13 protein-coding genes and 1 pseudogene are annotated in these 22,388 nt (G+C 36.0%); 7 read left to right on the forward strand and 7 right to left on the reverse strand.

What is annotated here, in order from left to right; genetic code table 11:
* From GQN54_RS11755 to GQN54_RS11765, 3 genes and pseudogenes are all read right to left on the reverse strand, one after another.
* Positions 1-2,057 (reverse strand): annotated as a pseudogene (locus GQN54_RS11755) (hypothetical protein); the annotation flags it as partial.
* 43 nt (positions 2,058-2,100) lie between these two features.
* The gene (locus GQN54_RS11760) at positions 2,101-3,885 is read right to left on the reverse strand and encodes a tail fiber domain-containing protein (protein ID WP_160633751.1); all 1,785 of its coding nucleotides are present in this window, start codon (positions 3,883-3,885) and stop codon (positions 2,101-2,103) included.
* A gap of 130 nt (positions 3,886-4,015) precedes the next feature.
* The gene (locus tag GQN54_RS11765; protein ID WP_160633752.1) at positions 4,016-5,164 is read right to left on the reverse strand and encodes an SGNH/GDSL hydrolase family protein; all 1,149 of its coding nucleotides are present in this window, start codon (positions 5,162-5,164) and stop codon (positions 4,016-4,018) included.
* A gap of 89 nt (positions 5,165-5,253) precedes the next feature.
* Here GQN54_RS11765 and GQN54_RS11770 point away from each other — a divergent pair, with 89 nt between their 5' ends.
* Positions 5,254-7,251 carry a hypothetical protein gene (locus GQN54_RS11770; RefSeq protein WP_160633753.1) on the forward strand — a complete coding sequence of 666 codons (1,998 nt, stop codon included), beginning with the start codon at positions 5,254-5,256 and terminating at the stop codon, positions 7,249-7,251.
* Here GQN54_RS11770 and GQN54_RS11775 read toward each other — a convergent pair whose 3' ends face one another.
* On the reverse strand, positions 7,252-9,138 hold the full coding sequence (locus GQN54_RS11775) for a tetratricopeptide repeat protein (RefSeq protein WP_160633754.1): 1,887 nt from the start codon (positions 9,136-9,138) through the stop codon (positions 7,252-7,254). It lies immediately after the preceding gene.
* A 36-nt stretch (positions 9,139-9,174) separates the two neighbouring features.
* Here GQN54_RS11775 and GQN54_RS11780 point away from each other — a divergent pair, with 36 nt between their 5' ends.
* From GQN54_RS11780 to GQN54_RS11790, 3 genes are read left to right on the forward strand one after another with little or no spacing between them, the layout of a single operon-like run.
* Positions 9,175-11,151: a vanadium-dependent haloperoxidase gene (locus GQN54_RS11780; RefSeq protein WP_160633755.1), complete on the forward strand. Its 1,977-nt coding sequence runs from the start codon at positions 9,175-9,177 to the stop codon at positions 11,149-11,151.
* Between the two features lie 8 nt (positions 11,152-11,159).
* Positions 11,160-12,497: an NAD(P)/FAD-dependent oxidoreductase gene (locus tag GQN54_RS11785; protein WP_207554892.1), complete on the forward strand. Its 1,338-nt coding sequence runs from the start codon at positions 11,160-11,162 to the stop codon at positions 12,495-12,497.
* The gene (locus GQN54_RS11790) at positions 12,497-14,392 is read left to right on the forward strand and encodes a tetratricopeptide repeat protein (RefSeq protein WP_160633757.1); all 1,896 of its coding nucleotides are present in this window, start codon (positions 12,497-12,499) and stop codon (positions 14,390-14,392) included. The genes GQN54_RS11785 and GQN54_RS11790 overlap by 1 nt, the downstream gene beginning before the upstream one ends.
* A 5-nt stretch (positions 14,393-14,397) precedes the next feature.
* On the opposite strand, the gene GQN54_RS11795 is transcribed toward GQN54_RS11790, so the two are convergent.
* Both GQN54_RS11795 and GQN54_RS11800 read right to left on the reverse strand, forming a co-directional pair.
* Complete coding sequence (locus GQN54_RS11795; protein WP_160633758.1) at positions 14,398-15,573, reverse strand: SGNH/GDSL hydrolase family protein; 1,176 nt, start codon at positions 15,571-15,573, stop codon at positions 14,398-14,400.
* Between the two features lies 1 nt (position 15,574).
* Positions 15,575-16,531, reverse strand: coding sequence for a glycosyltransferase family 2 protein (locus GQN54_RS11800; RefSeq protein WP_160633759.1), 957 nt, complete (start codon positions 16,529-16,531; stop codon positions 15,575-15,577).
* Positions 16,532-16,668: 137 nt separating this feature from the next.
* Here GQN54_RS11800 and GQN54_RS11805 point away from each other — a divergent pair, with 137 nt between their 5' ends.
* Genes GQN54_RS11805 through GQN54_RS11815 form a run of 3 tightly spaced genes read left to right on the forward strand, consistent with a single transcriptional unit; the run spans position 16,669 to position 21,785 of the window.
* Positions 16,669-17,676 carry a hypothetical protein gene (locus GQN54_RS11805; RefSeq protein ID WP_160633760.1) on the forward strand — a complete coding sequence of 336 codons (1,008 nt, stop codon included), beginning with the start codon at positions 16,669-16,671 and terminating at the stop codon, positions 17,674-17,676.
* Positions 17,673-19,571, forward strand: a complete 1,899-nt coding sequence (locus tag GQN54_RS11810; RefSeq protein ID WP_160633761.1) for a tetratricopeptide repeat protein — start codon at positions 17,673-17,675, stop codon at positions 19,569-19,571. Before GQN54_RS11805 ends, GQN54_RS11810 begins: the two co-directional genes overlap by 4 nt.
* A gap of 42 nt (positions 19,572-19,613) precedes the next feature.
* Positions 19,614-21,785 (forward strand): hypothetical protein, encoded by a 2,172-nt coding sequence (locus GQN54_RS11815; RefSeq protein WP_160633762.1) that lies wholly within the window; start codon positions 19,614-19,616, stop codon positions 21,783-21,785.
* A gap of 30 nt (positions 21,786-21,815) precedes the next feature.
* Here GQN54_RS11815 and GQN54_RS11820 read toward each other — a convergent pair.
* Positions 21,816-22,388, reverse strand: a 573-nt coding sequence (locus tag GQN54_RS11820; protein WP_207554893.1) for a T9SS type A sorting domain-containing protein, incomplete at its 5' end; no start/stop codon positions are given.

Below are 22,388 nucleotides of genomic sequence, written 5' to 3' on the forward strand. Positions count from 1 at the left end.
GTTATACTCGCATTCCCACTTCCATCAAGATAAACAGTGATGTTTTGAGCGATTGCAGAAGGAGCAGTAGTGTCTGCTACTGTGACAGAACTCACTGCAGTTGCGGTATTGCTACTGCCATCTGTAACGGTAAGTGTAACGGTGTTTGCCCCAATATCGGCACAAGTAAAAGCTGTTTTACTCGCACTTAGCGAAGGAGTACCACAGTTGTCTGTACTACCGTTATTGATATCAGATGCAGTAATAGAAGCATTCCCTGTACTATTAAGATAGACTGTGATGTTTTGTGCAGCTGCTGTTGGAGAAGTAGTATCAGCCACTGTTACTGTGCTTACAGCAGTCGCTGTATTACTGCCTGCATCAGTTACTGTAAGTATAACTGAGTTAGTACCAATATCTGAACAAGTGAAAGCTGTTTTACTCGCACTTAAGGAGACTGAAGAACAATTGTCTGCACTTCCATTGTCAATGTCTGATGCGGTTATGCTCGCATTCCCACTACCATCAAGGTAAACAGTGATGTTTTGAGCAGATGCGATTGGTTTTACTGTATCTGTAACTGTGGCAACAGTTGAACTGGCTATGGCTGTTGTACCATTATCATCAGTAACTGTCACTGAATAAGTTCCTGTACTTAATCCTGTAATAGTATTGGTTGTACTTGACGTATTACTAGTGTTTGCGCCATTTGACCATAAATAAGAATAATTTGCAACTCCATTAACAATGGAAACCGTCAAACTTCCATCAGAACCACCCGAGCATGTTACATCATTCTGAGCTGTAATTGAGGCCGATAGAGGAGGGGTGATGTTGTATATTTGTGAGTAGACTCCATAATTACTGCCATCTGAAGTTGAGGCAGAATTCACTAATCCATCTTGCCAAGTGATAATAAGATTGTTGTTTGATGCCAAAGAGAAAGAAGGAAACTGCTGGAAGTTGGTAGTTGTAGTATTTACTTTGGTTGCAGTATCAATTGGTGTTCCTGATTTTTCGAATGGTTTGAAATATACTCCTCCGAATGAACCATCTTCATCGTATGAAGTCCATGACACGGAGAAATTACCATCTACAGAAACTTCAACTACTGGTTCTTTTTGAGCGTATGAAGTGGTATCATTCACTAAAAATTCAGTTCCATTTGCTAAAGCTGCATTGGTGAATCTTTGTGCATAAATTCCTTCCGCATCGCCATCTTGATTATAACTTTCCCAAACTATGATAAAACTACCTGAAGTGTCAATGGCAACATCAGGAGATTGTTGGTTGTCCGCAGTGGTGGTATTGACAAGAAAGTCATTTCCTGATGCTACACCATTCTCATCGAATTGTCTAGCGTATACTCCTAGTCCGCTGCCATCTAAGTTATTGGTTTGCCATGTCAATATAAACGCTCCTTTGTTGTTAATTGCTCCTTTTGGATTTCCAATAGAAGATAGGGTAGAAGTGTTAACAACGAAATCTGAAAGGGCCGTTGTTCCATTGGCATTGTATGCTTTAGCATAAACATTATAAGCAGAACCGTCTAATGCTATATCTGACCAAGAAATCAAATATGTTCCTGCATAATTCATACAGATGGAAGGATTTCTTTGATGTCCAGTATTTGTTGAAGATACAACTGATTCAGAGCCAGTAGCTAAACCTGTTTGGGAATACCGTTGGTGATAAACTCCCCATCCGCTACCATCTTGATCTATTGACATCCAGGTTACTACAAAATTTCCTAGTTTGTCCATTGCAACATCTGGAAATCGTTGATCTTTTGATGTAGTTGTATTAACCAAAAATTCCGAACCTATAGAGGAACCCGTGCTATCGAAACGCTGGCCGTATATTCCCCATCCGTCTCCATCTTGATTAAAACTTTCCCAAACTACAACGTAGTTTCCCAAACTGTCAGCTGCTACAGCAGGGTTTTGTTGAGATTCCGTTGTTGTGGAGTTGACTTTTACTTCTGTACCTATAGTGGATATTTGGGCCGAAATACTTGTATAAGCTACAAACAAAAAAAGAAACATTGCGTTTCTTTTTTTTAGGATTTTTAATGACATTGATTCAGAATTTAGAATTTGCATAAGCACTTTTTAGAATAGACTATCTCGATACCATCGAATGATTAGATTGGGATGAAGCTACTTTTAGTTCAATAGCTTTTATCCTTTTATCCATCTCTATAAGCACTGCTTCATAATTTTTTATTTTATCTTGCTGTTCACAGATAATTTCCTCTTTAAGGTTGAGCTTTTCACAAGCCATCAATTTTTCAGATTCTAGCGACTCAACTCTATCTTCAAGTTCTTGAATAGCTTTAACCATAGGAACTACGAATTCAGCATACCTTAGTCCATAGATATCATTTTCCGCATTTTTTGGAACTTTTACACCACTAAATTCATAATTGAATTTTTCTGCTGAAGCTTGCACCTCTTGAGCGATAAAACCAGAATAACGAACTTCTTTCTGAGCGGCATAAGCAGCTTTTAATTCTTCTGGAATTTCTTTTCCATAGAATTTCTCAATCAATTCACCATTTAAATTATAGGAAACAGGTCTTAGATCACTAATAAAGTTCAATCCAGGAATATCTTCTTTTACTTGTGTTTTAAATCGGCCATCAGATGTGGCTGTCCAGTTAACGATTCCACCAATGGTGGCAATAGAGGTATTCCCAATAGAAATTTCATTATCCGAAGCTACACTTGCTTGATATCCAATAGCAACTGAATTGTCAGATGTAACTGAAGTAGATGTACCAACTGCGACTGAATTAGCGCCAGATATAGAAGATAAATAACCAATTGCATTTGAATTATTGGCAGTAACTTCTGCCTGTCTTCCTATGGCAATAGATTCATTTCCTTGTACATTAGATTGATAACCAAATGACATAGATCCACGATTTCTTGCTCTAGCATAATTTCCCATCGCAATGGCGTAATCGTTTTCACCTCTGGCATCAAATCCAATTACAACGACGTCATTATCATTGGCATCTGCATAAGCACCAATAAAAGTAGTTCGACTTCTTTGAGTATTGTTAAAATCTGCAAAAGCTCCAATACCTACATTGTCCTCTCCTTGTCTGTTAGTGTAACCCGCATAAGCACCTAAATAGGTATTTCTATTTGCATCATTTGTATTGTTTGTTCGGTTGTTATCACCTCCAGCCCATGTACCAACAAATGTATTGTAATCCGCATGTTCAGTAGCCGCACCTGCTGCTTGTCCTATCATTGTATTGTGATGACCATTTCCTATATCTACTCCTGCTGAATCTCCCAATGCGGTGTTTCTGTGACCAGTATCAACATCATACAAAGCTTGATTTCCTATACCTGTATTTCTTTCACCTGTAGTACAATCGTGAAGCGCTGCACTACCTACTGCTGTATTGTCAGATGCTGTTGTTACGTTGTAACCTGCATCTTCTCCAATAAATGTATTGTCATCACCATCAGTTAGATTTTTACCTGCTTCATCACCCATCAAGGTATTGTCGAAACCAGTTGTCATACTTTGCCCTGCCTGAGAACCTACAACAGTATTGTCCGATGCAGATGTGAGGTACCTACCAGTCCATCTTCCTATCAAAATATTATCTGTCCCGGTGGTCATACTTACCCCTGCTTCATCTCCTATTAAAACATTATCTGATCCTGATCTTAATGATCTTCCAGCATCATGACCAATTATTACATTATAGTGGCCAGAAGATAATGATGTTCCTGCTGAATCTCCAAACAATGAATTGTAATCTCCTGTTGTGATACTTGCACCTGCTCCTGTTCCGTAAACTGTGTTATCTACTTGAGCAATAGAAATCTGCGATGTGATCAGAAAACTAAAGGTTAGAAATGCTTTTGTCTTGAAATGTCTCATAGTAATTGTTAAAAAACCAAAAATAGCGTATTATGGCTTAGAGTCCAAATAAAATACGGAATTGTAGACATTTAGTAGACAAAAATAATCTTGTCTTAACGTAATTAAGGTAATGAAAATGAAGAGATATTTAATCTAACGATTTTATCTCATTGGCAATAAAGTGATATCCGTTTGCCTTCATATGCTCATCATAGTTCCAATGTAAATTTGAGAGTTTCTCTTTTTCCATTAAAGCAGATGTTAAATCATATTGATTGATGGCTAGCTCTATACAATCTTCTTTTAGGATTTTTGCATGTATTTGATGCTCTTTTGTCGTCAAACTTTTTAGGTCAATACAGCGTCTTAGACAGCTTTCTTGATCAAACTTCAAATACTTATCTGTCACTTGATTTCTACCAGGTAGATAATAAACGGTTAATTCTACTTGGTGCTTATGACAAAGTTCTTTGATGTTTGAGAGTTCTTTTTTAAAAGAAATGGGTTCTGTTAAAGCCTCACTCTGTTTTGCTAAGAGGTTAATAATGTAGTAATTTAAAGTCGCATCCTCCATAGCTTTACGAACTTCTGGAGTGACATCATTTTTTAGTAAATGTGCCCTTGAGGAAAAGGGGTTGGATAGTTCAGGTACTGGGAAAAGAAAGGGAATTGTTTTTTTTATCCATCTAAAAACAACGGGCTTATTATCCAATACGCGTTTGGCAAGTTCAAATAACCTAGGAGAATAAAAACTAGTATATTGAGGAACTAGAGGTTCGAATAAATGTATTTTTTCAGGCGAAAAATCATTAGCAAATAAAACTAATTTGACTTCATCGGGTTTAAAAATTGGAATCATGTCAGTCATTAATTTCAAATAGGCACTCATTCCTGTACCGTTCATTCCTGCATTCATCACTTCGTATTTTTCTCCCACTAATTCTTGGTAATAACTAGGGATTGTATGCTCACCATCTGCCATTACTCCTTCAATAAAGCTATCTCCTATAAAAAGGACACGTTTTTTGTTCGGTTGCTTATTTATCTGCCAAGAATGATCTCTAAAACCATATTCATTGAGGTGGTGCACGAAAATAGAATTGGTGTCTAAAGAAGATTGCCAAGTCCTGTTTTCTAAGAATAAGTCAGGGTCGTGGTACTTATCATTATCCAACACTTGATAATTTACACGATTGAAATTATACACTTCTGGAATGGGGAAACAAGCCCTGAAAATTATTTCTTGAAAGAGAAACAACCCTATTATAAATGCAATTCTATTTTTTAATTTCTTCATCTTAACTTTTCTCAATAGACTACTTACTATCAGTTGTAATAATTAGACTATTTTTGAATTTTACGTAAATATAGATTGTAATCAGAATAATGAGGGACACAACTAAAGAAGTGACAAAAAAAACGAATGTAACATTTTTATCTCCAATCATAGTGGGTTTGCTTTTTTTTACTTTCTATGTTTTGGGAGAGCTTTTTCCTGATTATTGGTGGTCTACTCACTCTTCACACTTTCTAAATCCGGTCATAAAATACTCCATTTTTTTAGCCGCATTTTTTGGGATGATTTTATCATTAGCTCCAAATCAAATTCAACGACTAGTTAGCATTGTTAAAGTTCCAAATCAATTTCATAGTTCGACAATGTGGTTAGTCAGTTTATTGATGGGGTTCTTGTTTTATCAATTCCCCATGGTAGCAGATTATTATGGAGAAGCATACATTCTAAATCCTCAGGTACATCAGACGGTTTCTAAAGTGTCTCAAGTTGCAGCTAACGATTTATTCAGTTTCGGGTTAAATCCATGGGCAGGACAAAAAACCATTATTGCTTTTATCACCTACTTGGCTTTTTTCACAGGAGAAACCATTTATACTTGTATTCTGTATTTTGATGCGTTTTTTGGATTTTGCTTTATGTTGACGTGGCTAACTTTTGTCAATCAAAACATTAAAGATGGACTTTGGAAGTTGATACTTGCCATTTCGGTAGGCTTTGCACCTTTTTTACTCAATTTTTATGGACACCTAGAAATTAACGCCATCGTATTGTGGGTTAATTTATTTTGGATGACTTTATTCGTCCGCTATTTCAAGAATAAAGATTCGAAAACGCTTTGGATCTTACTTTTAGTTCTTGTCTTTAGTTTGAAGATTCACGCCATTGCATTATTATTGGCACCAGTATGGCTATTTATCTGCGTTTCGCATTATTTCAAACAATCCAATCCAACTTATTCTATTACCTGGAGTAAGGTCACTTATTTTGTTTTGGCACCAGTTTTTGCTTTAGGAGCATTTTGTTATTTCTTTGTTTTTAAAGATTACAACGATTCCAGAAACCTAGCTCACACAGTTAAAGAATATGATCATCTATTTTTACCAATAGTATCCCCTGAAGCTCCTTTAGATAAATACAATTTGTTTAGCTTCAATCATATCTTCGACTACTTTAGCGAACTACTACTGTGGTCACCAATCGCTTTATTTATAATAGCAGTGATTGTTATTTCTCTTCGTAAAAAAATCAACTGGCACCGAGAAGAGCTGATTGTTACCGCTTCAATTTTCATCATCTTTGCCACTTTCTTTTTTGTACTTAATCCATTATTAAGCATGCAAATGGATTGGGACTTGTTTACTTTTCCTGCTCCAATATTGTTGGTGTTATTGGTATTGCTGGTAAAGCAGATTCAAGAAGAAAAAATCAAATATAAGGTGCTACCCATTTCGATGGCTATTGGTATTTTGACACTTCCATTTTTTCTGGTTCATTATTCTAAATTTGACCTCTCTTTGAAATTGCAGAGTTTGGGAGTTAGGATTTATTATACCTATTATGAATGGTCTTCTCAAACAATTCATAATGCACTGATTTTATTGTCGGAAAATCGACAATACCAATTTGAACGAAAAAACGTGATTCTTTATAAATTAGCTGAAGATGCTTTAGTTGGTAATGATCGGGAATATGGTTTGCTGTGGAGTAAGGAAGGAGCTTATTTATTGGATTACGAGAAAAATCCGTCGAAAGCCTATGTCTATTTAGAAAAAGGGTTGACTTATTCTCCTAATGATAATTATGCCAAATTATTACTATTAGAAAGTTGTCTGCTACTAGATCAAAATGATCAAGCCTATGAATTGAGCCTTCAATTGAATCAAGACAAGTATCCTGATGCGCAGACAGCCTCGATAACTCGAATTCAAACCGCATTGTATGCAGAAAAGTTTAATGAAGCATTGCAGCACTCATCTGATCACTTGATTCAATGGAGTAATGATACAGTGATGAGGAAAATAAATACTCGGTTGAAAAATAATGATAAGGTGGAAGAATTAGAAAAAATGTTCTTTATTCCGAAGTAATTAATCAATGAATTCAGCAGACTCTTTTGGTGTTAGGACATAACCTAAACGAACAGCTTCCTGTAATGTTATTTTAGCTTGCTCATTCTGATTTAATTGCCGCAGAGTTTTTGCCTTCCAATAGAAATAATTCGGGGAGTTTTGATTCCATTTAATTGCATTAGTAAAGTCTTTTAAAGCCTCTTGATATAGCTCTTGCTTGAAATAAAATAGCCCTCTATAATAATGAGCCTGATGATTTTGTGGGTTCAGTTGAAGCACTTTCTTGAAAGAAGAGAACGATTGAGCAGGTAGTTTCATTCTTTCATACAATAGCCCTAAATTCAAGTAATTTAGTTCGTTATTTGGAGCAAGCTGTATAGATTTTAGAAAATCGACTAAAGCGCTATCATATTTTCCAGTGTTGAGATAAATCAGCCCTCGATTTAAAACTGCCTCATAAAGGGTAGAATCAAGATTAATAGCTTTCGTAAAGTCTTGCTTCGCTAATTGATATTCTCCTATTGAGAAAAAAATCATTCCTCTATTGTTAAAGGCATAATAATCATCTTGAAAGATCGAAATGGATTGATTCAAGTCTGCTAGAGCAGCATCTAGTTGACCATTTTTTACTCGATAACTTCCTCTTTTCATGTAGGCAAAATAGTCATCCGGATAGGATTCAATCACATCGCTCCAAAGTGTTTCATCATTTTCCCAAACAGCAATTCTTTTATGCGTTTGAAAACATAGAAATCCTATGTATACAGCTACCACAACAATAAAAGGATTTCTTGACTTTTCTGTTAGTTTTTGGAAAACTGAATTCAGAATAAATCCCAAAGCAATAAATAAACCGAGGTAGGATAAATAAGTGTATCGTTCTGCTATGATAGCGCTCCCAACAGAAAAGAACTGAAGAACAGGAAATATAGTAACCAAAAAAAATAATAGGCCAAAAAGGACTTTTCTATCCTTTCTAAAGTAAACATAAACTAGTCCTACGACAACTAAAAGAGGTAGAATGGAAACTAAAAATGCCATTGAAACCACACCGTCTGAAAGTGGTGGATAAGGATGCAGTGCGCTTAAATTTATGGGTAAAAATAACTTGGTTATATAAGCTGACAAGCCGTAAAGTGGCACCAGAAATGTTTGTATGAAAGGTGCGTCTGCATTGCTCGAAATAGCACCACTTCCGTCTTGTGCCCATATTGCAATTATTCCAAAGGTTAAGCTTAGTGCAAAAAAGGGAACCTTTTCAATCAGTATACTCCGGGTGAATTTTCTTTTTTGAACATAATCCAACAGTAAAAGGATGACTGGAAAAACGACCGCCATTCCTTTAGAAAGCAAACTTAGAACATATAAGAGCAAACAAAGTAAGAAATTCAGCTTCGTTTTTTTCTGTTGATAGAAGAGGTAACTAATGAGCCCTAATAGGAAGAAGAAGACATACAACACATCTTTGCGTTCAGCTACCCAAGCAAAAGACTCCAAATGCATGGGGTGGATGGAGAATAGAAAAGCGACAAATAATGCGATCCATCTAACTCTAAAAAGTAGAAATACAAAAATGTAAGTCAATAGTACATTTAAGAGGTGGAAGATGAGATTTGTGGTGTGAAATACGGTTGGATTAAAACCATCTATAGAATAATCCAACGCCAATGATAGAATCGTGATGGGGTGATAATTTCCTTGAACAATGACCAGATCAAATTGATGAAAAAAATCACTCCAAGAGTTAATGATCAAGTGTTGGTTTTCCAATACATAAGCGGGGTCATCCCACATTACCCATCCATTATTAACGACTGGAAAGAGCAAAAAAGTAGAAAACAACAGAATTGCCCCAATGGCGAAATGGTCTTTAATTAGTTCCTTTAAGTTATCTATAAATCTCATTAACTGGCTATACAAGGGGCAAACATAAATTAATTTATGATTACTTTGCGGCTAGAATCCAATCCTTTTTATCTTTTGAAAGCAAAGTTTCTCTTCCTGCTGTTTTTTATTGCGATCTCGAATACATTTGCCAATCAACCCTCCGTTGCTAGAAGCTTTATTGAGACGTCTCTACAAATGGTTAAAGTGAGTGGAATAGCACCTACAGTAATATCCAGAAATCTATTTTTTACCAGTGCAGCCATGTACGATGCGTGGGCTTTTTACCAAGAAGACCATCGTCCATTTTTGTTGGGTCAGTCACTTAAAAATTATACCAATGATTTTGATTTGAGCTATAAAATTCCCGATTCTTTGATCACTGAGGCCATGATTAACGAAGCAATTAGTTATGCGGCCTATCGCATTTTAGTTCAGAAGCATATAGAGATTAGCGGAAAGCGAAGATCCATCGACATTATTGATTCTACTTTTACTGCATTGGGATATGATATTGGATACACATCAACAAATTATAAAAATGGAAGAGGCGCAGCTTTAGGGAATTATATAGCCGAAAGTTACATAGCTTATGGTGCCACTGATGGCTCTTTCGAAGAAGCAGATTATGAAGATTTTTCATTCCAACCTGTCAACGGATCCTACAATCTAAATTCGAGTGGAAATAAAAATTTAGAGTTTAAAAACAGATGGCAGCCAATTATGCCAAATGATTACATCAAGAAAAAAGGGGTGGACAGTACTTTGTCAGTTTGGAATCTACGTATTGCTGATGTAGAAGATGCCTTTTTAACACCTCAATGGGCCAATGTTACTCCTTTTGCTTTAACTTCAGCCGATACTAGTTATGTGCTGAAAGATGGAGAGAAACATTTGGTTTATTTTGATCCTGGAAAACCTCCACAGTTGGATTTTGAAAAGGATTCTATAAGCTCTGAAGAGTACAAGTGGAATTTTTTGTTGGTGGCTTTATGGTCCTCACTCTTAGACCCAAATAACTCTAAGATGATGGATATTTCGCCAGCTGTTAGGGGGAACGTATTGGAAGTACCAAATTCGCTGAAGGACTATTATCATATAGAAGGCAGCTCTGCAAATAAAGGACATTCTATTAATCCGGCAACGAATTTACCATACAAGAAAAACTTGGTAAATGAAGCCGATTATCGCAGAGTTATCGCTGAATTTTGGGTAGACGGCATCAATACGTATGGTCCTCCTGGGCATTGGTTTTCTATGTTGAATGAGGTTTCAGATCATCCAGAGTTTGAAAAAAAGTGGGAAGGGAAAGGGGCTGTTCTTTCTCCATTAGAATGGGACATCAAAAGCTATTTTGCATTAGGCGGAGCATTGCATGATGCAGCAATAGCGTCTTGGGGCGTTAAGGTGGCTTACGATTATATTCGCCCAATATCTGCTATTCGATACATGGCTTCTCAGGGGCAGTGTACAGATAAAAGTTTAGCCAACTATCATCCTGATGGAATGCCGTTAATGAAGGGAAAGATAGAAGTTATTTCTGTCGAAGATTCTTTGGCAAAAGTGGATGCTAGAAACATTGGTAAAATTAAAATTTATGCTTGGAGAGGTCCTGATTATATTGAGGATCTTAAAAATGATATTGCAGGAGTGGGTTGGATTTTAGCGGAAAATTGGTGGCCATACCAACGGTATTCTTTCGTAACTCCTCCTTTTTCAGGATATGTATCCGGACATTCTTGCTTTTCTTTTGCGGGGGCAACTGTTCTGGAAAAGATAACCGGCAATATTTATTTCCCCGGCGGAATAGCGGAGTTTACGGCTAAAAAGAACGAATTTTTACTTTTTGAAAATGGCCCAAGTGAAGATGTTACCTTACAATGGGCGACATATCGAGATGCAGCAACAGAAACTTGTTTATCACGAATTTGGGGAGGAATTCATCCTCCTTGTGATGATATGATGGGTAGAGTCGTGGGTGAAAAAGTAGGCAATAAAGCGTTTGAAAAGGTAAATGAATATTTTAAAAATTAATGGAGCGCTTGGATTCAAAAGACTTGACTATAGTTGGCGGAGGAATTACAGGACTCACAGCTGCTTACATTGCAGCAAAAGCTGGTTCGAAGGTTCGGGTGCTTGAAGGTTCCGATAGTTTTGGTGGATTGATTAAAACTTTTGATGTTGGAGAAACTCCAGTAGAATGCTTTTACCACCATTTCTTCTTACATGACAAAGAGTTGGGTTGGTTAATCAAAGAGCTTGGAATTGAAGACAAAATAATTAGTCGCAAGACTTCCATGGGTGTTTTTACTCAGGGGAAAGTGTATTCTTTTTCTACCATTAAAGATTTATTAGCATTCAAACCGCTGAATTTAATCGATAAACTTCGATTTGGCTTGTCTACCGTTTATTTGGGAAAGTTTGCCGATTGGCGAAAATCAGAAGAAAAAACAGCCCTAGACTGGTTCAAAAAATGGACTGGTAAAAATGTTGTGGATTCCATCTGGAAACCATTGTTAAAAGTAAAGTTTGGCAAGTTTCACAATCAAGTGCCTTTGGCATGGATGATTGGCCGATTGAAACAGCGATTTGAATCTCGTGAAGCGGGTAGTGAAAAGCTGCTCTACATTGATGGAAGTTACTTCGTGTTGTTGGATCAGTTACTTTTAAAACTGAAAGAATTAGGTGTTGAATTATTGGCCAACTCCAAAGTAGGTGAATTGGTTTATGATTCCAATAAGCTAATAGGAGTTAGAGTAGGGGATAAAATTCATTACAGTGAACAAACACTTTTCACCATTCCGAACAATATCACTCAAAAAATCATTGAAAATCAACTAAAATTACCAGAAATCGAGTATTTCGGTGCTGTTTGTGTCATTCTTGAACTTACCCAAAGTTTAAGTCCAGTTTACTGGTTAAATGTTGCCGATGACAATTTTCCTTTTGGAGGAATTATTGAGCACACTCGGTTTATTTCTCCTGAGAATTATGGCAACAAACACATTGTTTATTTATCTAAATATTTTGCTCTAGATGAACCCATTGCAACCTTTAGTGAATCAGAAATAGAGACTTTAATGTTGGATAAATTACCTGCTATTTTTCCTGATTTTAAGAAAGAGAATTTACTAAAAACACATGTGTTTCGAAGCTTCTCCGCAGCCACAGTTTGCGACCTTAATTTTTCTACTAGAGTTCCGAATGTCAAAACAAGCATTGAAAATTTGTTTGTTTGCAATATGGCGCATGTTTATCCCGATGAAAGAAGTGTGAATAATTCCATCCGAATTGCAGCAAACGCTTGTCATTCCATGGGAATTAGTAATGGTAATGTGCCTGAAGGCAATTGTTTGTCAGGTAAAATTGGTTTTAATTGATGCGAAATCCATTTGCCATAACGCTAGTAGGAATCTCATTTTGGCTACTTTTTGTCGCTGCACTGTTTGGTGGTGATTCCTTTTGGGGATTAAACTTTAGTTCGTTTTTAGAAACTTCCATTAAAGTAGGTCTCTTTGTTTCATCTTTGATATTCATAGTCGGTACTCCATATTTTACCAACGGGTTGAAAGGGATAAATCTCGAAAATGGGAAGAACCTTTATTTTCGTATCGGCTATTTGGTTGTTGGATTTTTATTGCTGAATCATTTTACCATTTTTGAGAATGTTTACGGGGATTCCGTTCAATTTCTAACTCGAATGGGAGAGCGAACCATTGAATATTCTCCGAAGTTTGTTAACGCTTTATTCTCTTTTGACCTTACCAATCCTAAGTTGGGCAACTTGACCGTATTGAGTTTAGTGCGATTGATTTCCTATGGCTTCAATTTATCTCACTTGGTTTCATTTCAGATTGTTGGAATTATTTCTGGACTCCTTTTCTTTAATTTGTCTTTTTCTTATATCACTAAAAATAATAAGCATTGGGCACTGCAAGTGGCCTTATTGATCGTTGTCTTATTCAGTCCTTTTAATCAACTTTTCCTCGGTCATGCTGAAATTTATGCATTGGCTTTTCCAGCCGTTACATGGTATTTACTCACCTTGAAATCGAGTTTGGAATTGCCAACTAAAAAGAGACTTGTTCTGCTCGTTCTTGCGTTTATACTGTGCGTTAAATTGCATTATCTTTTCATTTTGTTGTTTCCAACCCTTGTTTTTGCAGTCCTTTCATTTACACATCCCGACCGAATTAAACAGATTTCAAATTGGCGTTTCCTTCTAAAATATCTAATGCTTCCCATTGTTTTGATAGGAACAGCGTTGTATTTTTTTGTTTTCAAAGATTACAACGATCCACGATTTTTAGGTCCTGAAGTGGATTTGTACGACCGTCTTTTTCTGCCGCTTTTTTCCCCTGAAGCTCCACTAGATCGATACAATCTATTTAGCTTCAATCATATTTTTGATTTTGTGAATATGACATTTTTATGGTCAGCGGCAAGTCTATTTTTACTAGTTGTATTCGCACTCTTTTATGCAAAAAAAATCAATTGGAATCAACCGATACTTGTTTCTACTGGGTTTTTACTGCTATTGTTTTCAATGGTGTTTTTTGCTTTTAATCCATTATTAAGCATGCCAATGGATTTTGATTTATTCTCTCTAGCAGCGCCATTTTTATTGTTTTTCGGTTTCTTTATAATCGAGCAAATTCAAGATGAAGAGTTGTCTAAATCCATCTCAGGTTCGCTTATTGGGATTTCACTTTTCTCCATTGCCATTTTTATGTGTAATGCCCAAAAAGAGAGTTTGTCATTGCGCATGGAAAGCCTTGGGAAACATGTTTTCAAAACGTATTGGATCCGGTCAGTTGGAGATATCCAATTGGGATTGAATTTGATTAAAGATAATCCCGAAGTATATTTGAGTAGAAGTATTGCTGTAGTAGTGGAATTAGAGCCTTTTGCTTTAAAGGGAAATGATATAGAATATGCGAACCTGTTGTGGTCCGTTGGTAAGGAATATAGAGCACAAAAAGAGTATGTAAAGGCGTTAAACTTTCATACAAGATCTTTGAGTTATTCCGATCAATTACCTGCGAACTATATTGGTTTGATGGAGTCCAATTACTTTTTGGAAGATTATCAAGCAGCGTATCATTATTCTAAAGAGTTGGTTCGGCTACAATATCCTTATGAGAAAAGAGCTTATGAAATTTCCATTGATTGTGCGCTAAAATCCAATTTGAAGGGTGAAGCAATTGCCATGATGAAAATCTATTTAGAAAAGTGGGAGAGTGCGTATTATCAGCGTTTAATTCCCAAAGAATAAGCTTTCTAAGGTTGTATGTTTTTTACTTTCTCGTACAAATGATTTCCCAATAAAAGATACCCTTTTCCTTTCATGTGGTCGTCGTAATCCCAATACAAGTGGTGATTGTTGCTTTCTTCTGTTTTAATCAATGAAGTAAAATTGATAAACTCAAAGTCATTGATTGCACTCAAATTTTCAAGATAATTCTGATGTTGATTATATTGGGAAACAGTTAAATCTAATTGTTCCGGACAATCTTTCTGACAAAATAATTGATCAAACTGATAGTAATAATTAGTTACTTGATGCCTTGCGGGAATATATCCAATCACCAATTTAACATTATTCTTTTCTGTTAATTTTCGAAAATAGTCAAAAGCTTCTTCTAAGTTGGGTTGTTTTAGCAAACCAGCTCTTTCTCTTAAAATCTGATTGAGTTTAAACGGATTGGTTTTCCCTTCAATCATGCTATTTCGAACTTCTTTAATCGTATGCTCTAACAGCACATTTTCTCTGCCGTACCACGGGAAACTTTTATCAGTCATCGCAGGTAAAAAGGATTTCTTTTTCCAATCGAATCGAAAGGGGATAGGGGAGCCATTTTTTATTTGCCTATAAACCTCGATTAAGCGTGGAGTGAAATAATTATACTTCACGGTCATCAATTTATTCTCGGGAATGATCGGTTTTTTGTCGGTTAAATCATTGGAGTAGAGGAGTAGGCAAACTAGATCGGGTTTGAAAATGGAAATGGCATCCGCAGTGAGTTTCAAATATGAATTCATCCCAACTCCCATAATCCCTAGATTCAGAATTTCATAGCGATCTTCACTGTCTTTTTGTTTAAACCCAGATTTAATCGTTTGATCTTGCTCAGCCATAATGCCTTCTGTAAAGCTATCACCAATGACTAGCATCCGCTTTTTACCAGAAGGCTTCTCCGTCTTCCATTCTTCATCTCTAAAACCGTAACGATTCAATTCATGTACAAACTTGTAATTGGTATCCAATTCAGATCCCCATATCCACTTTGAATTTCTGTAAAATGGAAAGGTCAATCCTTTTTCTGTTCCTGGGATGTAATTGGCTCTATCAAAATTAGAAAGTTCTGGAATCGGGAATGTCAATCGAAGAATAACCTCTTGGAGAACCAGTAATACTGCAAGAAACAACAATCCATTTTTGAGTTTTACACTCATCTTATGTGGTTTTGGAGCTAACTGAGTTTACAATCTTTTCCTCTAAGATGAAATCAGGTCTGTTTTTTACCTGAAAAAATACACGGATAATGTATTGCCCTAAAATTCCAATAGCCAATAATTGGATGCCTCCGAACAGAATTATCATAAACAATAATGCTGTAAATCCATCAGGAACGCCTTCCAAGAAGAACTTTTTAAAGACTACATATCCAAAGTAGGTCGATGAAATTGCAATTATAAATATGGCAAATCGAGCAATAAATTTTATAGGAAAATCGCTAAAATTGAACAGTCCATTAAAGGCTAGATCAAGTAATTTTCGAGTTGAATATTTACTTTTTCCCAATGCACGTTCATCTCTTTCGTATTCTACTGCTTTTTGTTTGAATCCTACCCAAGAGCGCATTCCTCTTATAAATTTCCCTTTCTCCGGCATGGCATTGAGAATCTTAACAACACGCATACTGATCAATGAAAAGTCGCCTGAATCTAAAAATATGTCACTTTCTGAAACATTGTGCAGAAAGCGATAAAACACTTTGTAAAGCAGTACCTTCAGGAAAGACTCTTTCCGCTTTTTTCGAACGGCATATACCACATCATAACCTTCTTTGAAATGAGCATAAAAGTCGTATAATAACTCTGGAGGGTCTTGCAGGTCGCCATCAACAATCAACACCGCTTCAGTTGCATTGGCATGCTGCAAACCTGCCGCAATGGCCGTTTGCTGACCAAAATTCTTGGATAAGAAATACGATTGAATTTTGGGATTGGAGAGTGATAATGCTCTCATTTTTAATCCAGTTTCATCTGTACTCCCGTCGTCTACCAGAATCACTTCAATGGAAAGGTCACTGTCTGCGATTAGTTTTAAAATCCGGTTCATCAACTCCTCAAAAACCATAGATTCGTTGAACAACGGAATAATGATATTTATTTGTGGGGAAGTTGGCATGGGAGCAGTGCTTTATAATTGGTGTATTTCGGACAATTAAACAGAACGAAAGTATATATTTGATTTTTAATAGACTTCAGAAATTGGCTGTTTTAGCATAAAAATTTAAATTTACCACTTTAGTTACTCCCCTCTTGTTGAAAGTAAAAAATAGTATAGATTGGCTCAATGTTTTTTTGGTACTCCTTTGTGGAACATTGGCTTATTTCTTTCCATTAAGAGTCTTTATTCTGTCGTTCGCTATTCTTGGGCCACTACATTATCTGACAGAGATCAATTGGCTCAACAACAATAACTTTTTTACTAGTTTCTCTAAACGAATAGGTTTAATTATTGGAGTTTTAGCCTCGTTGATACTCATTCTGCCTAGGCTGTATTTTCATTTATTTGACACCGATTCAACCGACTTTATCTCCACCTTTTTTCTTTCCATTAATCAATGGTCTAACGGTGCTATTTTTACGTGTTTCCTATTGGCAATTGGGTCGCAATTCATAAAAAAATCAAGAGACTGGATTATTTTAATTGTTCTCGCCGTATTGGGAACTTACTTTTTGAATTCATTTGAGAATTATGCGATCTTAGTTGGAGTGCTGATTCCCACCATAATTCACGTTTACGTTTTTACTCTATTGTTTATGTTGTATGGCGCTCGAAAGAGTGGAAGCAAGCCGGCTTATCTTTCAATTGCATTAGCGATTTTGGTTCCTGTAGCATTTGTTTTTATTCCCATAGAAGCTAGCAACTACTTTTTTAGCGACTTCTTCAAGTCCACCTTTATCGACAATCAGCTTCATCGAATTCCAGTATTGTTCTCCAAGTTTATCGGTTTATCCGATGGCACTAGTTTCTTCTTTTATGAACAATTGGAGTTGAGATTGATGATGTTTATTTCATTCATTTACCTCTATCACTATTTGAATTGGTTTTCTAAAACAACGACTATTTTTTGGCATAAAAATCTAACTTTAAGACGAACGGCCTTTATTGGCGTTTTTTGGATTGGCCTTTTGGGATTGTTTTATTACGATTTTAAGATTGGTATTTTGACCGCCTTATTTTTCAGTTTCCTTCACGTTATTTTAGAGTTCCCATTGAATATTTTAAGCCTAAAAAATCTATTTAGTAAAAGCAATCACAGATGAGTACGAAAGATGTAAAACAGCTTATTTCTGTGCAAAAATACTATTGGATAATTGCGGTCATTGTTACATTTATAGCGCTTTCACCTTCATTAAATAATACTTGGGTGAATTGGGATGATGACGGCTATGTCCTTCAGAATAGCCTAATTACTTCCATAGATTTAAATGGAATAGTTGCTATTTTCCAAGAGCCAAATGTTGTCGGGAATTATCATCCATTGACGGTTTTGTCATTAGCGGTAGATTATGCCATTTCTGAAAAGGCTCCTTTTACTTTTCATCTGCACAATTTATTACTACATCTTTTGAATGTAGTATTGGTTTTTACGTTGATTTATAGATTGTTTAAGAGTCATCAAATGGCGCTTATTGTTGCTCTGCTTTTTGGGATTCATCCCATGCACGTAGAATCGGTCGCTTGGATTTCAGCCCGCAAGGATTTATTATACAATGCATATTTATTGATGGGATTGTTGGTCTATTTAAAATACATCAATTGCACTTCAATTGCCAAAAGAAGAGGGTGGTACGTTCTGAGTTTTGTGCTTTTTAGTTGCTCGTTGCTTTCTAAAGGAGTCGCTATGGTTTTTCCAGCGTATCTGTTTTTGATGGATTACCTAAATGACAAAAAGGTGAATAAATCGACCTTGATTGCAAAGGTGCCATTCATTTTGTTGAGTGCAAGTTTTGTCCTTATTTCTTTCTATTCGCAGCAATTGGAAGGTGCATTCATTACTGAAGTAGAATTCCCGCTAATCGACAGATTGGCAATTGCAACAACTTCATTTCTGGTTTATATTTTTCAATCGATTGTTCCAATCAATTTATCGCCGTTTCATCCCTATCCGTTTCAACAGTTAAGTGATTTTCCAACTCATTACTATTTCTCTCTGTTATTGATCCCTGCACTCATTGTGTTTTGTTGGATAGCAATTCGTAAAAAGTGGAAGGTGGCAGTATTTGGTATCTTGTTTTTTACGGTTACGTTGATTCCTTTATTGCAATTAATCCCCTTAGGGCGAGCCATGATGGCGGAACGATATACTTATGTCGCTTATTTAGGGCTCTTTACTTTAATAGGTTTTGGATTGGTTCAATGGATGAATCAAAATCGACTTATAAGGAGAATTAGCATAGGAGTTTTTACAATTGTTATATTGATTTTTTCGTCGATTAGTTATACTTACGCTAAGTCATGGGAAAATGGAGAAAAACTTTGGAATAGGGTCATAGATCAATACCCTGAAGATTATTTCGCCTATTATTCAAGAGCGGATTATTTCTTTAAAGAAGGAGATTGGTCAGCTGCTTTAGAAGATGTAAATCGGAGTATTTCACTTTCTCCATATTTTGGTGTGGCATATCAACTTAGAGGGCAATTGCATGAAAAATCAAAGGAGCTGCAGTTAGCGGTAAACGATTATGAACAGGCAATTGCATTGACTCCGAATTATGGACCTTCGTACGTTAATTTGGCTCGAATTTTAGGTGCTGACGGACAGTATGATGCAGCCTTAAAATACTTGAATCAAGTTATAATTTTGAATCCAACTTATGCTACTGCTTTTCTAAACCGGGGAGTTATTCACGAAATGTTAGGAAAGAAAGAAAAAGGTAGATTAGATTATAGCCAAGCTATTCAATTAGAGCCCGAAAATGGTCTTTTCTATCGCTATAGGGGAGTGAACTATTTAGCAGATGGCAACAGTAATTTGGCTATTGCTGATTTCAACCATGCGATTCAGTTTTTACCCAAAGATGGACTGTCCTACTTTTTAAGAGCAAAGGCATTTCAGCAAAATGGAATGAAGAAGGAGGCATTAATTGACGCTAAAAAAGCCATGGATTTGAATTATCCTGTTGAACAATCAATGATTAACGAGTTGAAAGAGTAGAAAAGTCAAAGCGAAGGATTTGTTTTACTTTTGAAGTGCAAAATGAAAGGACTATTTTCAAAAATAAGCAGTGACATCCTCGTCGCAATGGTCATTTATTTGATTTATCTATTTGGATTTTTCTTTCCTGAAAAAATGTGGGGAGTTCATTTTACTGCATTTTTAAGTGATGGATTGGCTTTTGTCTTCTTGTTGCTGCCGTTAATATTAATTATTCGATCACAATTTAGTTTTCAGAATTCCATTTCGGTCAATCAGCAAATTTGGAAAATAGGTGCGATTTTGTTGCCGATAGTGGCAATGTTGGCCTTTTACCACTTTCCAATTCCCAATGATTTTTATGGAAATGCACGAAATTTCTATTTTGTAAAAGATACTGTAATAACTCAACTACCTCAGGATATTTTACTCTCATTTTTCAAATTTGAGTTTATTCCGGGGCAAGGTAGAAATGGAGTGAAACTACTCGTTGACGTGATTTCATTCTATTCCCAACAAAGCCTACAGCAGTCATTCATACTATTGAATACCTTTTTTGGTGGGCTCTATGTAATGGTTTTAATTCAACTGATTTCTAGTTTTGTACGAGAAGTTAAGAATCGAATAATATTGTCTTTGGTGTTTATTACTTCTCCTATGTTTCTGGTTTATTTTGGTCACATAGAAACGTATGCACCAGTCTTTTTCTTGCTTCTAGTTTGGTTGTCACTCTATGTTAAAGCCATACGAAGTAATAATAAAGGTTTGCTCATTCCACTATTGATGATTGGGTTGATTGGACTTCGATTTCATACCCTTTTTATTTTATTGGTTCCTGCCTTTTTAATCTTGTCAATCAGTTTCTACGCTCCATCATTATCAAAGAGAATAGGTACACTAAAAAAGACTTTTCTATATATCTATTTGCCTCTGTTGGTCGTGGGATTAGTCGCTTACTTTTTTATTTTTAAAGATTACAACGACCCCCGAAAATTAACTGACTTCACCGACATTGAACGACTGTTTCTACCCATGGTTTCTCCGGAGGCACCATTGGATAAATACAATTTATTCAGCTTTAATCATTTCTTGGATTTTGCCAATGTTATTTTACTGTGGTCGCCTGCACTTCTATTTCTTTTGATTACTATTTTCTCTTTTCGGAAAAAGATCAATTGGAATTCGTTGGAAGTGAGTAGTCTGATTTTGACCTTTGCCATTTTTTGCACTTTTCTTTTTGCGATCAATCCATTGTTATCCATGCCGATGGATTGGGATTTATTTATGTTTCCGGTTACCATATTGTTTGTGTTCAGCTTAGTTTTACTGCAAAAGATTGAACTAAATTATTTCACTCTTAAAAGGACAGTCCTACTTCTTGCGACTACTTTACTTTGTATCCCGCCTTTTTTAACGATTCTATCAGCAAAACCGAATTCTAATCGCGTAGAAAGCGTTGGGAAACACATTTATAAGACCTACTACGAGCATGGGTCTACTTATATACTTTACGCAATAGGACAAAGTGAATCACAAGAATTGTATGAAACCAGATTAGAAGAAGTGATAGCAGAATTGCAACCATTTTCTATGCTAGGGAATGACAAGCAATATGCAGATTTGCTAATCGACTATTCTTTTGTTGTGGCGAGAAAAGATTTAATGCTAGGGAGAAATATCTTTTTGAGTTCTATGGATTATTCTGTGCCAGATCAAAAGTTTGATGCACACATTAATGGAATTAATCAGCAACTGATGGAAAGGGGATATGCATTCTCAGCGGTAGATCAAAGTCGAGCAATGGACTATTTCAATAAGGCACAAGTTCAAGAAAGTGAGAATTCTATTTTATCACTCCAAAATTATAAAGCAGCCTTCTTTTATTATCCGATTTCATCGAAAATTAATTATGCTTTATTAGAGGCCTATTTCAAATTGGAAGATTTCCAGTCGGCTTATCAACAGGCCATTTACTTATCTAAAATTGAAGATGTTCCAGCCAGAAAGAAACTTCGAATATTAATTCATACTAGCTTAGAGGCGGATGAATTTGATGCGACTGCAATGCATTGCAAGGAATACCTGACATTGTTGAAAGAGGATCAATTGATTCAAGAAATATACAGTCGTTTACTTTCGAATGATCAAGTAGAAGAATTGAAATACTTGTTTAGAAGGAGAGAGTGGAGTAATTCTCTTGAAAATAGGCAAAGAAAAAGTCCCGATAAAAATTAATTATCGGGACTTTTCAGTATTTGAAGTAGCTTACTTTTTAATCACTTTAAAAAGTTGACTTTTTCCATTTTGGTTGATAACCTCGACGAAATAAATACCTCTTTCTCCAATTAAATCTATGGTCTGTTTTTGGCCAATGATTTCATTCACTGTAGAAACAATCTGTCCAATTGTATTTCGAACAATTATCTTATTGATTCTATCGGTAGAAGTATTCTCAATTACTATTTGTTGAGTCGTTGGGTTAGGGTATATTCTTAAGCTTGAAGCCAAGTATGATTCGTTAATTCCAACACCAACAACAGTAGAGCAAGCACTAGTATCAGAACAGCTATTTAATGTTACAACAACTGCATAATTTCCATTAACTATAGCGGTGTATGATTGAGAAGTAGCACCCGTTATAGCCGTGTCACCATTCGTGCAATCAATCCACTGATAAGTAGCTCCTGCTTGATTCGCTGTAAGTACTGCATTGTTTTGTGTAATCGTGTAGTCCGCTGAATCTATAGTCAAATTCAAAGTAATGACAGAATCACAACCTGCCGCATTTTGGATGGTATCGTTATACAATCCTGTAGCAGTATATGTCATGCTGTTTTG

This window comes from Acidiluteibacter ferrifornacis (genome assembly GCF_009909615.1).
In the GTDB taxonomy this organism is placed as follows: Bacteria; Bacteroidota; Bacteroidia; order Flavobacteriales_E; family Vicingaceae; genus Acidiluteibacter; species Acidiluteibacter ferrifornacis.